Source organism: Gardnerella sp. DNF01151 (assembly GCF_049244235.1).
Lineage (GTDB): Bacteria > Actinomycetota > Actinomycetes > Actinomycetales > Bifidobacteriaceae > Bifidobacterium > Bifidobacterium swidsinskii.
On sequence record NZ_CP058389.1, the window covers coordinates 789,840 to 805,489 of the forward strand.

The following is a 15,650-nucleotide window of genomic DNA, read 5'->3' on the forward strand; positions in this document are numbered from 1 at the left end:
ATTTGCGGCTATTTGTGTCTATGCATAAATAGCCGCATTTTTATATGCTTACGACTTAACTAAGCCATTTTCGTAAGCGAAAACTACAGCCTGCACGCGGTCTCGAGCACCGATTTTTCCTAAAATATGCGCAACATGAGTTTTAACTGTTGGTAAGCTAATAAATAGTTTGTCAGCAATTTCCTGATTTGAAAGTCCGTGAGCAATTTCAACAAGAACTTCGCGTTCTCTATCAGTAAGTTCTGTAATAGCTGAATTTGTGTACGCGCAACTTTGTGTTTCTTGCGCAGCCGGATTTGCTTGTACGTCGTAACTTACTTGTGCAGTGTAATTCGCAGCACTGTTTTCTGTAGTATTTGTTGCTACTTTGCCTTGCTGAATCATATTTTCAATCAAACGCTTCGTAGCAGTCGGAGCAATAATTGCGTTTCCTTGATACACTGTTCGTATTGAATTAAGCAAAGTTTCAGGTTCAGTATCTTTCAAAAGGAACCCGGAAGCACCAGCATGAATTGCAGCCATAACATATTCGTCTAAATCAAAAGTTGTTAGAATAATAATTTTAGTATTTTCGTTAGTTTTTTGCTGCAGAATTTTGCGAGTTGCTTCCAATCCGTCCATTACAGGCATGCGAACGTCCATAAGAATAATGTCTGGATTCTGGCTTTTAGAAAGCTCTACAATTTGTGATCCGTTAGAAGCCTGATATACAACGTGCATATCTTGCTGCGAATTTATTACCATCGCAAATCCTGCTCGCACAAGCTCCTGATCGTCTGCTATTGCAACGCGAATTACTTCATTGTTTTCCATATTTTCCATAGTATCAACTTACTCTTGCTTATTTAATGCACTGTGTTGAATTTGCTCATCGAGCGAAGGAGCAGGGCGAACTGCAATTTCAGTTACATTCGCAGCATTATTCGTTGAATTAACGCTGGAGCCGGTTTCTCGTAAGATTCCAAGCAGCTTTCGCATGTATTTAAGTGCTGAACGACCTTCGTCGCTAATATTTTTGAAAGATTCTCTAATTGCTTCACTTTGTTCAAGTGCTTGCTCTGGTTTTACGCAGTTTTGATTTTCTATATTATTTCTTGCTTCTTCGTATTCGTTGAGCATATCGATACCGCTATTTGCGGCATCAATTACTTTGTGTAGTGTAACGGCAACTTTTTGCTGAATATTTGCGCTAAGTCGTTGCCTTTCTGCGTTTGCTGCAAGAATTGCTAGCTGTTTTTGTTCTTTCTCAAGTTCCGTTCTGCGCGATTTTAGAAGCAGTAAATTATTGTCATCATTTCTTCGGGAATAAGCAAACGCAATAACTGTAAAACAAATTATTGCAACTATGAAACCAAAAACTAATCCAACGGACGCCATTTGCATAATGTCATAAAAATTGGTTGTGACAATATTCGATGTAAAGAATCGTATTGGAGTTTCATTTTGTGGAATATTTCTTGTAACAATACCAATTTTTACTGCGAAAATAGCAGATTCGGCAAGCACTACTGCGCTAACCCATTGCCATGCGCGTTTTTTGCCGTAGAGAACCGCAGCGTAAATAATATTTGGTATGAAAAAATTAGCGAATAAAATGTTAGGCAGGAATATAAGCTGTATTGCAGAAAATACTGCTGCAACAATTGCGCACGTAGTTGGAGATTTTCTACGTAACATGAATGGAATCATGGTTGTAAGAGTAAATACTCTATAAAGTATTTGTGATGAAAGCGAGCTTGAATATTGTGAAGTCATTCCAGTTCCAACAGTAAAATCGTAAGTTGGTATAAAAAGCATCATAACAACCCAAGGTGATGCATAAATAATGTCTCCAATAAGCCAATGTTGTTCAAACCATTGAGATACTTTCTCAATCCTATTTTGTGAAGCATTTGTTTCTGGTAAAACTTTTGGCAAAACTTTTGATGAGGTTGGAACATTTACATCTGCTGGTTTCACATTTGCCGGTTCTGCTTGCGCCGCCGATTCATTATTAACTTTTAGATTTTTATGAGTAACGTTAGGAATACTATTTAATACAGAAGCAGTAGTGTTTGATTGGTCTGTGCTGTAAGAATATGGAATAAAAGCAACAATACTAAACGTTCCATCATTGAGTTTCCCATAATCAAGCGTTCCGTGAAGATTTTCAAGTCGCTCTTTCATACCAATTAAGCCATAACCGTTTTTATGTTGCGCATTGCTATTTTGCGTTTGGTTAGCTTCGGTTTTGTGTATTTCATTCGTGATTTTTAGTGTTAAGCCTTGGTTCTTCCACTGTTCATGAATGTTTATTTTAACGCCATCTCCTGCGTGCTTTCGAATATTAGTAAGAGATTCCTGAACAACGCGGTATGCAACGGTTTGTGCGTCAGTGTTAAACCTATTTTGAGAATTTATGCCATCAACAGTATGCCAAAAAATATTTTTAGGAGATGCAATTTTTGCTTGCTCAATAAGCGAAGGTATGTGATTGAAATCCAACTGACCCGATGGAGCGTCTGTTAAAGCTTCTAGAAGTCGGCGCATGTCATGAACGGCGCGCTCGGCTTCGTTTTTAATAATATACATTGTTTTTTTAGCAAGAGAAATATCTTTGGTTGCTGCATAACGACCACCATCTGCTTGAACAATAATAATAGAAAGCGTGTGGGCAACAATATCGTGCATATCTCTTGCAATTCTTGCGCGCTCTGCAGTAACAGCAATGTGTTGAGCTTTTCGGCGGTACGCGCGAATAGCATTATTGTGATCTTGCAAAAGTTGAATAGTATGCACGTGAGTGCGCTGCCAGTAGCCAATAATAACCGTAATAGTAGTAATAATAATCGCAAAAATTATTGAAGGAATTGCAAAATTAAGTATATTTGAAACGCAATTTTTTATGTTACTACTATTTATATTTTGTACACTACAAGTATAACTAGCTTTTGAATGATTGTTGCCATATATTGGCCCCATTACGATATTCCACGATATTATTGCGCAAGATAATACTGTTGTTACGTAAGCTGCAATAACAAAAGCTTTTGAATGTTCTGGATTTCCGCGCGCAATAGCATTAACAAGTAGCACGAAACCAAAGAAATCAGCGAAAAGTTGAGTAGAGCCAAATGCTACTTGCACAATGCAAATAACAATAAAAATAGTAGCCGATTGTTCAGGCCATAGTTTTCGGACTGAAAGTAGTAATGCAACAACAATATTGATAAGCGTTACTGTAATAAGCGAACCTTGAGTCAAAAAGCCATCAACGTTGCTTATAACGTAGCGATCGCTTGAAAGCATAAAAAGAATAAACGGAATAATACCCCATAATATGTCGTTTAATGAGAGCTCTTTTCGTAAGCGCTGTATAACACTTTGAAACATATTAGGTACTTTCATAATTACTAGGCTAGTGCATAGTACTTTATAGAACAATCAAACTTGAGTATGATTTATAAATAGAGTGTGTAATTGATAGTTGCAATGTAGCACGAAAATAAAGAAAGGGATGGCAAGATGGCATTGCTTACAAGCTATTATGTTCCGGGATTGCATATTGAAGAACGAGCGATTGATGTGCCGCTTGATTGGGAGGGTAACACTCCGGGTGGTGCTATCAAAGGTGAGACTATTCGCTTATTCTGCAGAGTAGTTTGCGCTCCTGAGCATGTGCATGACGATTTGCCGCTGCTTGTGTTCTTGCAAGGAGGCCCAGGCGGGCAGTGCCCACGTCCGCTTTCACCTTCTAGCGATGGTTGGATTCAAGAGGCTATTAAGCATTTTCGCGTAGTTTTGCCGGATCAGCGCGGTGTTGGACGTTCCTCAAGGGTAGATGCTTCAACCATGAAGCGTATGTTGGATGACGGCGTTAGTGTTGAGCGTCAAGCATGGTATTTGAAGCGTTTCTTAGCTGATTCAATTATTCGCGATTTTGAGCATTTGCGACTTACTGAGTTTGATGCGAAGCCGTGGGTGTCTTTGGGACAAAGCTACGGCGGTTTCCTTACGCTTACATATTTGTCACTGTTCCCGCAAGGATTAATTGCAAGCTTCACAACCGGCGGTATTCCTCATGTTCCGGCGAATGCGCGTGAAGTTTACGAACACACGTTCCCGCGTATGGCTCGCAAAACAGAGCAATTCTATGAGCGTTATCCGCAGGATGTGGCTCGCGCCGCTGCTATTGCAGACCGTATTGCTCAAGGAGACGTTATGCTTCCAAATGGCGAAAAACTTACGGTTGAACGATTCCAAATGTTGGGCTCTTCCTTTGGTATGAAACCAAGTTTTGAGCGAGTGCACTGGCTTCTTGATTCCGCTTTTTCTGACGGTGACGGTTCGCTTAAAGCTTTCAAACACGCTGGCGGTTCTGTTGCTGGTAGTTTAAGCGACGAGTTTGTTTACGGTGTAATGGATGCTACTGCTTCGAGCCCGCTGTACTGGCCGTTGCAAGAGTTTATTTATGCTGATGGCGAATTAGAGCATCCAATTTTGTGGGCTGCCCAGCAGGTTAGGGAAACAATGCCAGAGTTTTCTGGTTCTGCTCGTCCTCTTCTTTTCACTGGCGAAGCAATGTTTCCTTGGATGTATGATCAAGAGCTTGCTTTGCAACCATTCCTTCCAGCTGTTGACTGCTTGATGAAAGATAAGCAGTTTGGCAAAATTTACGATCAAGATCAACTTGCTAATAACGAAGTTCCATTGCAATCTGCAGTTTACTTTGATGACATGTACGTAGATTCTGGTCTTCAGCTTGACACTCTTTCTCATATTGCCAACTCTCACTATTGGACGACGAACGAGTTTGAGCATGATGGTTTACATGGAGATATTGTTTTCCGTCATTTGTTTGATGAGGCGTTGAATCGCGGCGATTTAGAGGGAATTTACAAGAGATAAGCCGTATACAAAGGTAATAATTTTAATATGCGCAATGATTATAGTGCACTCTTTGCTATGCTATACATCTGTTTGCTTAGTAATGAGTGCACTACTGTTTTATCAATGCGCTAAAGGGAGTCATGTATGGGTACTTGTGTATCTGGAACTGTTGGTTTTATAGGCTATGGCAATATGGCACAAGCAATCGCTAAAGGTGCGCTGAATGCAGGAGTATTGCAAGGTGAAAATATTGTTGCGTGCGCGCATAATTTTGAAAAACTCGAGCGTAATACTTCACTAATTGGCGCTCGCGCTATGCGTACTGCTCAAGAAGTGTGTGAAGCAAGTGATGTGATTATTATTGCTGTAAAGCCGTATCAGGTTGCTGAAGTGCTTAAGCCAATTTGTGAAGTTATTAATGAACGAGGTATTGCTGTTATTTCCGTTGCAGCCGGTTGGACGCTTGAGCGTTACATGGAACTGCTTGGCAAGAATGCTCATGTTCAGTGCATTATTCCGAATACTCCTATTGCGGTCTGCCAAGGCGTGACTTTAGCTGAAACTACTCATACGCTTAGTGATAGTCAACTTTCAATGTTTAGTGCTTTATTTGAGCCAATTTCTTTGGTAGAGCGAGTGAATAGTGATCATATGAATATTGCAATGTGTATTTCTAGCTGTGCTCCAGCTTTTACAGCAATGTATATGGAAGCATTGGGCGATGCTGGTGTGAAATATGGTTTGCAACGTGATTGTGCTTACCGTTTGGCTGCAAAAATGATTGAAGGAGTAGGTGCGTTATATATGGATTCGCGCACTCATCCAGGGATTATGAAAGATGCAGTGTGCTCTCCTGGAGGAACAACTATTCGTGGCGTTGCTGAGCTAGAATCTCGCGGATTTAGGGGAGATGTGATTGCTGCAGTTGATGCTATTGAAAATAAATAGTAAATAAAATCAAGTTGTGTCGGCTTTCCCGGCGCTGGTCTAAACTAGGTAAATATGTCTTTAACTATTGGAATTGTTGGATTGCCAAACGTTGGTAAGTCCACTATGTTTAATGCTTTAACCCGCAACAACGTTTTGGCGGAGAATTATCCGTTTGCAACTATTGAGCCTAATACTGGTATTGTTCCGCTTCCGGATCATCGTCTTCCAGTTTTAGCTAAATTAGTTAATACTGAAAAAATTGTTCCAGCAACAGTTACTTTCGTTGATATTGCAGGAATTGTTAAGGGTGCCTCCGAGGGTGAAGGCTTGGGCAATAAGTTCCTTGCTAATATTCGCGAAGCAGACGCTATTTGCGAAGTTGTTCGCGCGTTTAATGACGACGATATTGTGCATGTTAACGGAAAAGTAGATCCTGCTGACGATATTGACACGATTAATACTGAGCTAATTCTTGCCGATATGCAAACTATTGATAATGCTTTGCCAAAGCTTGAAAAAGATTTGCGCGGTAAGAAAGTTACGCAAGAATACGTAGACGCTGTAAATAAAGCTAAGGAAATTCTTGAATCTGGCAAAACTATTGACCAGGCTCATAACGAAAAGCTTATTGATAAAAACGACGTGTATGATTTGCACTTGCTAACTGCTAAGCCATTTATTTACGTGTTTAACGTGGATGATTCGGAGTTGGCTGATGAAGATTTAAAGTCTAAACTTTCTGCATCTGTCGCTCCTGCAAAAGCAATATTCCTTAATGCTCAATTTGAGTCCGAACTTACTGAGCTCGACGAAGCAGATGCTCGTGAAATGCTTGAAGATGCTGGTTTGAAGGAATCTGGTTTGGATCAGCTTGCTCGCGTAGGATTCGATATTTTAGGTCTTCAAACCTATTTAACTGCCGGTGTTAAGGAAGTTCACGCCTGGCAGATTCATAAAGGCTGGACTGCTCCACAAGCTGCTGGTGTGATTCACACTGATTTTGAGCGTGGATTTATTAAGGCAGAAATTGTGTCATATGATGATTTTGTTGCTGCTGAAGGATCTATGGTCAAAATTAAAGAGGAAGGCAAGCTTCGTCTTGAAGGCCGTGATTATGTTATGCAAGACGGCGATATTGTTGAATTTAAGTTCAACGTATGAGATTGTTTGCGAAAATAAAAGCAGTATGATTCATATTTAATATTGCTGAATTAATAAGTGAAAAATATTGCTTTTTGCGCGTTGCATCTAATAATTTCCTGCTAAACTATTGGATGCAACGCTTTTGCATTTATATAGGAGACATAATGCAGTTTATTCGTAACATAATGAATGACATTAAAAAGTGCATTCGCATTGCTGCGAAAATGCGCAACTGGTGGAGGAGAAGCTCTAAAGCTGCTCGTATTACGTCTTCTGTTTTATTAGCTTCTTTGCTGATTGCATGGTTGTGCTTTATTATTTTCGAAACTGTTAATATGGTTTCTTACTCGTCTAGATACAGCGCAAAATTGCAGAATTCTGTATTAATTCAGCGCGAAAAAAATGCTTATAGTAACAATCTTGGTAATAAAAACAATGAGGTTGCTGATAATAAGTCGTTTGAAAAATATTTCGATAAATATTGCAAACAAAAGTTAGATAAATCAACGGTTAATCATGTTTTTGGAAACATCCTACTGGTGGTGAATATCCAAATCTTTCAGGAGTTAAAGTTTCTGACTTAAAAGTTAATGTGGACTTAAAAAAGCAACGAGTGCATATTCTTGCCAATGGTAAAACTGTATATACAATGATTATGAGTTCTGGAATGGGTGATTCCACTCCTCATGGTGATTATCACATTAATATGCGCGGAAAACATTTCTTTAATGATGAGGAAAAAGTTGGTGCTGATTATTGGGTTGGTTTTATTGGTGGAGAATACTTATTCCATTCGGTTCCAACGCGCTACAACTTTGGTGAATATATTCCATCGGAAGGCATGAAGCTTGGAAAGCCTGCATCGCATGGCTGTGTGCGTTTAAGTGTTGCGGATGCCAAATGGTTTTATAAAAATATTCCTGATGGAACGGCTGTGCATATTAGATAGATTTTTCAAGAATACACGAAAATAAATTATCGAGAATATAAAATGAGGGTCTTCAAACGAAGACCCTCATTTGTTAAGCAAAACTATTTTGTAATGTTTTATTTAGAAGAACAGTACTGCAGCTGCATAAGCCAAAGCAACTAAAACAATAGAAGCTAGGAAGCTTGCTGCAAATGCTGCGCGACCTTGCTTGAAAATGGCTCGGAAGTTTACGTTAATTCCAAGTGCAGCCATAGCCATGCCAAGGAAAACGTATCCTGCTTCTACAAGAGTTGATGCGTGTGCTGCTACGAAAGGAACGTAAGTTCCAATAACAGATGCTGCAATAAAGCCAAGCATAAACCATGGGAAGCTAATCTTATGCTTTCCGCCATTTTCAACTTTGCTATGACGAGCATTCCACCAAATTGCAATAAAGATGGAGGCTGGAACGAGCATAAGAACTCGCGAGAGCTTCATGATTGTTGCAACATCGATACTATTGAACGCTCCGCCAGCTGCAACAGCATGTGCAATTTCGTGAAGTGATGCACCTGCTGTAATGCCAAGCTGCTGCTTAGTCATGCCAAAGTTAGGCAGGATGAAGATTTCAGCAAGAGCGTAAATAGTGCCCATAATTGCAACTGTTGCAACAGCCATAACTTCGTTCTGTTCTTTCTCATCTTCCTCTTCTGGAAGAACTGGCATTGAGCCAGAAAGACCCATAACTGCAGCAGCTCCACAAATACTTGTGCCTCCTGCTGTAAGCATTGCAAGCTGAGGATTTACTTTCAAGAGTTTAGCAATGTTATAAGTTACGCAAACCATTATTGCAACTAACACAGCTGCAATAGGCAAGCATTTAATGCCCTTGGTAAACAAATCATGCAAATTCAGCTTAAATCCGAGGAGAATAATACCTAGACGAAGAAGTTTGTTTGCAATCAAACCAGCAGCGCTTTTAACGCCTGCTCGCCTTGAATCATTATTCATTTTGTACACGTGCAATGGCAGCTGCAGAGCCATGCCAACAAGCAACGCAATAATAAGAGCACCAAGTAATTGGAAACCTGGGTACTGCTTAAGCCAGCTGCCAATAAAGGATGCTAGAAGTGTCAATACAGCAATAAGAGCCATATCGATGGTGCAGATTTTCTTTTTCCATGTATCAAAGAAATTAACCATTTAGCCAAGTATTCTCCCATAATCGGACAAAAACGAACATAAATTAAAAAAATTAAGCAAATTTTATATAATTTTGCTGCAAATAAACGCGACACGCCGACATAAAATCACATAATCGAACATAATAACTCAATTTATATCGCAGATATCTTTTGCTAGTAAATAATTCCTTGAAAAAATAAATAAAGCTGCGATTATGGTAAACGTATAAAGGAGATTTTATGAACAAGTGCACTGTGAAGATTAAGCGTGTGTATGAAACGGTTAGTGAAGATGATGGTGTGAGAGTCTTGGTTGATAGACTTTGGCCGCGTGGTATAAGCAAAGAATATGCTCATATTGACAAATGGCTTAAAGATATTGCTCCTACTTCGCAGTTACGCAAGTGGTTTAATCATGACCCGGAGCATTTTGAAGAATTTTCACATCGTTATGTTGAAGAACTTGATTCAAATCATGAAGCTGTTGGTGTGATTATGGATTTGTTTAATAAGTATCAAACTATAACTTTGTTGTATGCTGCAAAAAATCCAAAAGTAAATCACGCATTAGTTTTGCAAGAATATTTACAAAAATTACTTGCTTGAGTATGTGTTTACTAATTTTGCGATTGTTTAACTTTGCCTAACTTTAATTATTTTATAAACATAAGTTAGTAAGTATCAACTTTAGTTGGTGTTCATTGCATTCTTTTCAACACGCCGACCTTGCTTGATATTCCAACAAAAATAAAAAACAAAGCTGTAATTTTTTTCTTATGCTCGACACTTTCGTTTTGCGACATTAGAATGTCCCTTTGGCATATGGGTCGGTGGTGCAATGGACCTCCCAGAAGCTGCCATCCCAGCGCTCAATGAGTGCTTGTTTTTTAGCGACACTTGTTTACACAACATTTTGCATAGCTTGTTTTTGCAAGGAGAAGAAATGAATTCATTATTCACGTGGCAGCTTCACGGTAATGGCAAAACGTTAAAGCCTGGTGAAGTTGTAGAGCCAGACGAGCGTTTGACTTGGACTCGTACTGCTGGAATTGGTGCTCAGCATGTTATTGCAATGTTTGGTGCTACGTTCTTGGTGCCTATTCTTACGGGCTTTGATCCATCAACAACATTGATGTTCACTGCTATTTCTACAGCACTGTTCTTACTTATTAACGCAAATAAGCTTCCTAGTTATCTGGGAAGCTCTTTTGGTCTTATAGCACCTGTTATGGCTGTAACAACAGCTCATAAAGGTATTGCAGTTGCAAGCTTTGGCATTATGTGCACAGGTTTGCTTCTTGCTCTTATAGGTGTGCTTGTACATTTTGCAGGAGCTAAGTGGATTGACATTATTATGCCGCCTGTTGTAAACGGTGCAATCGTTGCAATTATTGGTTTTAATTTAGGACCTGCAGTTTGGACTAACTTCCAGAAAGCTCCAGATACAGCTCTTGTGACATTAGTTGCTGTAATGCTTATTGCTGTAGTATTTCGCGGTCTTCTTGGTCGTTTAAATATTCTTTTAGGTGTTCTCGTTGGTTACGCTTATGCATGCTTCCAAGGTCAAGTCGATTTTAAAAAGATTGAAGAAGCTTCTTGGATTGGTTTTCCTAGATTCCACACGCCACAAGTTGATTTCTCTGTTCTACTTATGTTCTTGCCGGTAGTACTTGTTCTTATTGCAGAAAATGTTGGTCACGTAAAGTCTGTAGCTCAAATGACTGGTCGCGACTATGACTCTAAGATTGGAACTGCATTATTCGCAGATGGTTTTGGTACAGCTATTGCTGGTTTATTTGGCGGCTGTGGTACCACCACATACGGTGAAAATATCGGTGTTATGGCTGCAACAAAGGTTTATTCTACTGCAGCTTATTGGTGTGCTGCAGCTTTTGCTTTTATATTGAGCCTTTGCCCAAAGTTTGGCGCTGTTGTAAATTCAATCCCAGCTGGTGTTCTTGGTGGCGTGACCACTTTGCTTTACGGCATGATTGGCATGATTGGCGTAAGAATCTGGGTAGAAAACAAAGTTAACTTCGATAAACCAGTGAATATTATGATTGCTGCAATCGTTATGATTATTGGTATTGCTAACTTCCAGTTTGCTATTTCTGGAATTCAGTTCAACGGTATTGCAATCGGAACCGTTGTGGTGTTGGTTGTATACCACTTACTGAAGGCTATTGGAAAGCTTACTGGTACGATTGCTAAAGATGATCCTGATGTTGCCTAGCTTAAATACTCCAATTTGATTTAATTTAATCGCTTTAAGCGCGTTCGCATTAACTTGCGGGTGCGCTTTTTGTAATTAATTTTGATTACATAATATATAGATTGGGAATAATTAGTATAGTATCATTAACCTTATGTTGAAGCTCATCATAGAAGTAATTATTGGCATTATGTGGGTTGTTGCTGGTGCATATATGGCTAAAAATAATAAAAATAGTAAGAGCAGTGCGAGCAATAAAAGTAACAAAAATGTACAGACTATATTCTCAATGATGATGAGAAAGATAACAACAATAAGCTTAAGAATGGAAGAAATTGTTCTATGAAAGTTAATCTGAATTTTGCAAAATTTACTTATACTGCAAAAAAGTGGAAGTGGATTCTTGCGATAGTAGTGTTAATCGTCGCGTTTGCTGTAGCTGCAATATTTGCTCTCGCAAGGTTCATAACTGATTGCATGTGGTATTCACAGCTTGGATTTGAAAGTGTTATTTGGATTCAGCTTGCAGCAAAAGTGGGCGTTTGGGTGCTTTATGCAATATTAATGTCTGCTTTTGGATACTTGTCTGCAGCTTTGGCAATAAAAGCGCGTCCAAGCAATGCAGATGGAACTTATATTCGAATTAAAGGCAATGTTATTGATTTAAAGCAGGGAATTAGTTCAAAGCTTGCTTTGCATGTTGCAGGAATTTTTTCATTGATTGTAGGCGCAGTATTTGGATTTAAATTCTACAATCATTGGGCGCAAATTTTGTTAATGTTTAACGCCCAACCTTTTGGCATTAAAGATCCGCAATTTGGAATTGACAATGGCTTCTATGTATTTGTGCTTCCAGGATTAAGGTTATTTATAAATGCATTTGTGCTTTTATTGGTAATATCTCTTGTTTTCTCTATTATTACGCACATTCTTATGGGAGCAATTCGTTTTAGTATGCCTATCGATGGTAAAGGCATATTAAGTATTACAAAACGAGCACGTAGACAAATTTCTGTATGGTTTATGCTTGTGATTTTGACATGGGCACTTCAACAGATTTTAGACATGTTCGCTTTAGTAACTCTTGATGGATCTCGAATTACAGGTGGCTCATACACTGACATGAATGCTGGTGTTCCTGGAAGCATAGCAATGGCAGTGATAACAGTGTTAGTTGGTTCTGTTATTGCATTTTGGTTTATGAAATCTCATGCTTTATCTGTAGAAGCACCAATTTCAGTGCGTTTTAAAACAGCAATTAAGGCATGGAAAACACCAATTATTGCTTTAGCTTTTATGATTGTTTGCTCAATTGTTATATCTTTCGCTTGGCCGGCACTTGTGCAGCGATTTAAAGTTGCTCCTAATGCTCAGGAATTGGAAGCTACTTATATTCAGCGTAATATCGATGCAACAAAGTTTGCTTACGGGCTAAATAACGTAAAGAAAGAATCGTATAACGCTACTTCTAAAGGTAAATCAGGTGCATTATCAAAAGAAGCAGAGTCAACTGCGCAAATTCGTTTGTTAGATCCACAAGTTACGTCTCCAACGTTCCGTCAATTGCAGCAATCGAAGCAATATTACACTTTCGCAGATACGCTTTCAGTTGATAAATACGATATTGACGGTGTAAGTCAAGATACGGTTATTGCTGCGCGCGAGCTTGATTTAGCTGGCAACGATAATCGAAACTGGGTTAATGATCATACAGTTTATACGCATGGCTATGGAATTGTTGCAGCTTACGGAAATAAAGTAACAACAGATGGACAGCCACAATTTATGGAGTATGGTATTCCTGCTCAAGGCAAACTTACTAAGTCACAAAAGTATGAACCGCGTATTTACTTCTCACCAAATGCTCCTGAGTATTCTATCGTTGGTTCTCCAAAAGGGACATCTCCATGGGAGTTTGATTATCCGACTGGCTCTCAAGGTGCTTTAACTACTTTCAAAGGCAATGGTGGTCCAAGTTTAGGAAACTTCTTCTCTAAACTTTTGCATGCAATTAGATTTGAGTCTGATCAGATTCTTTTTTCTGACCGTGTGACTTCTGAATCTCAAATTTTGTATGATCGTGATCCTAAGACACGCGTGTCTAAGGTTGCTCCTTACTTAACTTTGGATGGTCGAGTTTATCCTGCAGTAGTAGACGGTCGCGTTAAGTGGATTGTTGATGGCTATACTACTTCTGATTCTTACCCTTATTCTCAAATGACTGATTTTGGTAAGGTAACTCAAGATTCCACAACAACAACTTCTCATTCTATTAAAGGGTTGACAAATCAGCGCGCAAACTACATTCGTAATTCTGTGAAAGCTACAGTTGATGCTTATGATGGATCTGTTGATTTGTATGTGTGGGATACGAAAGACCCTGTGATTAAAGCATGGCGTTCAATTTTCCCAGGTCATTATCATGACATTTCTAAGATTTCTGGCGATTTGATGAAGCATTTGCGTTACCCAGAAAGCTTGTTTAAAGTTCAACGTCACTTATTAGCAAAGTATCACGTCGATACAGCAAGCCAATTCTTCTCTGGAGAAGACTTCTGGCAGATTCCTGTTGATCCAACTGAATCTCAAAAAGCACAAAAAGAAGATATTTTGCAACCTCCATACTATTTGACTTTGCAAACTGGAGACGCAAAGAAACCAGTATTTTCGCTTGTTTCTACTTATATTCCGGCAGGTAAAAGTACTCGTGAAATATTAACTGGTTTCTTGTCTGTTGATTCAGATGCGGGGGATACTCCTGGAAAGATTGGTCCAAATTACGGTAAGATTCGTTTGCAAGAATTACCTAAAATATCTAATGTTCCAGGACCTGGTCAAGCTCAGAATAATTTCAACGCTAATGCAAATGTTTCTAAAGAATTGAATTTGCTTGAATCCGGTTCTACTAAAGTTAAGCGCGGCAATTTGATTACATTGCCTCTTGGCGGTGGGCTGGTTTATGTAGAGCCCGTTTATGTGCAATCTAGCGGTTCTACTAGCTATCCTTTGCTTAAGAAGGTGTTAGTTGCGTTTGGAGATCAAGTTGGATTTGCAGATACGTTAGATGAAGCACTTAATCAAGTATTTGGCGGAAACTCGGGCGCTTTGGCTGGAGATGCTTCTAATAATTCTTCTTCAAACAATGCTGCTGAAAATAATGAATCTAAGGATGCTGATTCTAAAGAAGGTACTTCTAAGGAAAATGAGTCTACGAATTCAGAAAAATCTCATTCTATGAGCCAAAAAGCTAAAGAAGCACTTAAACGTGCGGCTCAAGCATTAAAAGATTCTGATTCTGCTATGCGATCCGGAAACTGGGAAGCTTACGGAAAGGCACAAAAAGAGTTGAGCGATGCTATTAATGAAGCAATGAAAGAAGAATCAGGTAAGTAAGTAGGTTTTCGTTAATATATCAGTTTGTGAGTTACAAAAGTAGCGAATGTTACGTTATTTTCGTTACTTTTGTAGCTCACATGGGCTATTTTAATTCATTTCACAATTGGTTATCTGGATCCTCATCTTCGTCTGCTGAGCCAAGCAGAATTCTTTCACAAACGTTAACGATGCACATAAAAAGCGCAGTAAGAATTATTATTACTATTGTTGCAGAAAAAATAAGTGGTGTTCTAAATGAGTTATAAGCGAATTGAAGCCAAATTCCTAGCCCATCTTTGGCTCCCAAATATTCTGCAGTTGAAGCAGTTCCAAAAACATAAGCTGCACTAATGCGTATGCCACCAAAAATTTGGCGAGCTGCAACTCTTAATTTAACATGCCACAAAGTCCAAGTTCTGCTTGCTCCACAAGTTAAAGCAACATCTGTATAAAAACTTGGAACAGCGTCAAGACCTCGTATAGTTTGCACAGCAATAGGGAACATGCTGAAAACCATTACTATTACAATTTTTCCAGATATTTCAAAACCAAACCAAATCAAAAAAATTGGCGCAATAGAAATTAATGGCATAGTTTGCGCTGCGCATAAAAGCGGGAATAAAGCAGATTTAACAAGCTTACAAACATGGAAAATAACACCTAAAAGAATTCCAACTACTATTGCAATAGAAAAACCGATAACTGTTTCTTGTGTTGTAATTAATGCTGCAGGTAATAGAGTTGGCAAAGAGTCAGCTGTTGATTGAGCAATTGAAGATGGTGTTGGAATCAAATTTTCCGAAATTTTATAATATTCGCATGCGTACTGCCAAAAAACAAGTAAAACTATTACAGAAAATACAGTTGGCAGATATTTAATTAGCATACGTTTAAAACGCGATTGCGTCATGAAAACTCGATTCCTTTCTGTAAATGACTTCGATTGCTGCCCCAACCGAATTATTTAAGACTACAAATAGCATGTACATTCCATTCTATTAGAAGCGCACAACTTCTGTGAATTTAA

General features: G+C 38.9%; 10 protein-coding genes and 1 pseudogene. 7 read left to right on the forward strand and 4 right to left on the reverse strand.

The features are described from left to right. Nucleotides 1–48: 48 nt before the first annotated feature. Together HXT37_RS03335 and HXT37_RS03340 are read right to left on the reverse strand one after the other, a co-directional pair. On the reverse strand, nt 49–822 hold the full coding sequence (locus HXT37_RS03335) for a response regulator (protein WP_116994796.1): 774 nt from the start codon (nt 820–822) through the stop codon (nt 49–51). Between the two features lie 9 nt (nt 823–831). After that, nucleotides 832–3,387: a sensor histidine kinase gene (locus HXT37_RS03340; RefSeq protein WP_248893285.1), complete on the reverse strand. Its 2,556-nt coding sequence runs from the start codon at nt 3,385–3,387 to the stop codon at nt 832–834. Between the two features lie 117 nt (nt 3,388–3,504). Between HXT37_RS03340 and HXT37_RS03345 the strand changes: the two genes are divergently transcribed. The 4 genes and pseudogenes from HXT37_RS03345 to HXT37_RS03360 all read left to right on the forward strand — a co-directional run bounded on the left by HXT37_RS03345 (nt 3,505) and on the right by HXT37_RS03360 (nt 7,891). After that, nucleotides 3,505–4,887 (forward strand): alpha/beta fold hydrolase, encoded by a 1,383-nt coding sequence (locus tag HXT37_RS03345; RefSeq protein WP_102703038.1) that lies wholly within the window; start codon nt 3,505–3,507, stop codon nt 4,885–4,887. A gap of 126 nt (nt 4,888–5,013) precedes the next feature. Beyond that, nucleotides 5,014–5,817, forward strand: coding sequence for a pyrroline-5-carboxylate reductase (gene proC / locus HXT37_RS03350; protein WP_064621611.1), 804 nt, complete (start codon nt 5,014–5,016; stop codon nt 5,815–5,817). Between the two features lie 54 nt (nt 5,818–5,871). Further along, nucleotides 5,872–6,960 (forward strand): redox-regulated ATPase YchF, encoded by a 1,089-nt coding sequence (ychF, locus tag HXT37_RS03355; RefSeq protein ID WP_102703039.1) that lies wholly within the window; start codon nt 5,872–5,874, stop codon nt 6,958–6,960. A 146-nt stretch (nt 6,961–7,106) separates the two neighbouring features. Then, a pseudogene (locus HXT37_RS03360) lies at nt 7,107–7,891 on the forward strand (L,D-transpeptidase). Nucleotides 7,892–7,993: 102 nt separating this feature from the next. Here HXT37_RS03360 and HXT37_RS03365 read toward each other — a convergent pair. After that, nucleotides 7,994–9,055 carry a YeiH family protein gene (locus HXT37_RS03365; protein ID WP_033888753.1) on the reverse strand — a complete coding sequence of 354 codons (1,062 nt, stop codon included), beginning with the start codon at nt 9,053–9,055 and terminating at the stop codon, nt 7,994–7,996. Nucleotides 9,056–9,276: 221 nt separating this feature from the next. Here HXT37_RS03365 and HXT37_RS03370 point away from each other — a divergent pair, with 221 nt between their 5' ends. The 3 genes from HXT37_RS03370 to HXT37_RS03380 all read left to right on the forward strand — a co-directional run bounded on the left by HXT37_RS03370 (nt 9,277) and on the right by HXT37_RS03380 (nt 14,641). Next, complete coding sequence (locus HXT37_RS03370) at nt 9,277–9,642, forward strand: DUF488 domain-containing protein (RefSeq protein ID WP_101892149.1); 366 nt, start codon at nt 9,277–9,279, stop codon at nt 9,640–9,642. Between the two features lie 337 nt (nt 9,643–9,979). Next, complete coding sequence (locus tag HXT37_RS03375; RefSeq protein WP_116994792.1) at nt 9,980–11,269, forward strand: uracil-xanthine permease family protein; 1,290 nt, start codon at nt 9,980–9,982, stop codon at nt 11,267–11,269. A 321-nt stretch (nt 11,270–11,590) separates the two neighbouring features. Beyond that, nucleotides 11,591–14,641, forward strand: a complete 3,051-nt coding sequence (locus HXT37_RS03380; RefSeq protein ID WP_421779760.1) for a UPF0182 family protein — start codon at nt 11,591–11,593, stop codon at nt 14,639–14,641. A gap of 100 nt (nt 14,642–14,741) precedes the next feature. Here the strand turns inward: HXT37_RS03380 and HXT37_RS03385 are convergent, their stop codons facing one another. Further along, the gene (locus HXT37_RS03385; RefSeq protein ID WP_103013990.1) at nt 14,742–15,533 is read right to left on the reverse strand and encodes an ABC transporter permease; all 792 of its coding nucleotides are present in this window, start codon (nt 15,531–15,533) and stop codon (nt 14,742–14,744) included. Nucleotides 15,534–15,650 lie beyond the last annotated feature (117 nt).

Coding starts and splice junctions, on each gene's coding strand:
- HXT37_RS03335 (WP_116994796.1), bottom strand. CDS start 822: ATGGAAAATATGGAAAACAATGAAGTAATTCGCGTTGCAATAGCAGAC.
- HXT37_RS03340 (WP_248893285.1), bottom strand. CDS start 3,387: ATGAAAGTACCTAATATGTTTCAAAGTGTTATACAGCGCTTACGAAAA.
- HXT37_RS03345 (WP_102703038.1), top strand. CDS start 3,505: ATGGCATTGCTTACAAGCTATTATGTTCCGGGATTGCATATTGAAGAA.
- proC (WP_064621611.1), top strand. CDS start 5,014: ATGGGTACTTGTGTATCTGGAACTGTTGGTTTTATAGGCTATGGCAAT.
- ychF (WP_102703039.1), top strand. CDS start 5,872: ATGTCTTTAACTATTGGAATTGTTGGATTGCCAAACGTTGGTAAGTCC.
- HXT37_RS03365 (WP_033888753.1), bottom strand. CDS start 9,055: ATGGTTAATTTCTTTGATACATGGAAAAAGAAAATCTGCACCATCGAT.
- HXT37_RS03370 (WP_101892149.1), top strand. CDS start 9,277: ATGAACAAGTGCACTGTGAAGATTAAGCGTGTGTATGAAACGGTTAGT.
- HXT37_RS03375 (WP_116994792.1), top strand. CDS start 9,980: ATGAATTCATTATTCACGTGGCAGCTTCACGGTAATGGCAAAACGTTA.
- HXT37_RS03380 (WP_421779760.1), top strand. CDS start 11,591: ATGAAAGTTAATCTGAATTTTGCAAAATTTACTTATACTGCAAAAAAG.
- HXT37_RS03385 (WP_103013990.1), bottom strand. CDS start 15,533: ATGACGCAATCGCGTTTTAAACGTATGCTAATTAAATATCTGCCAACT.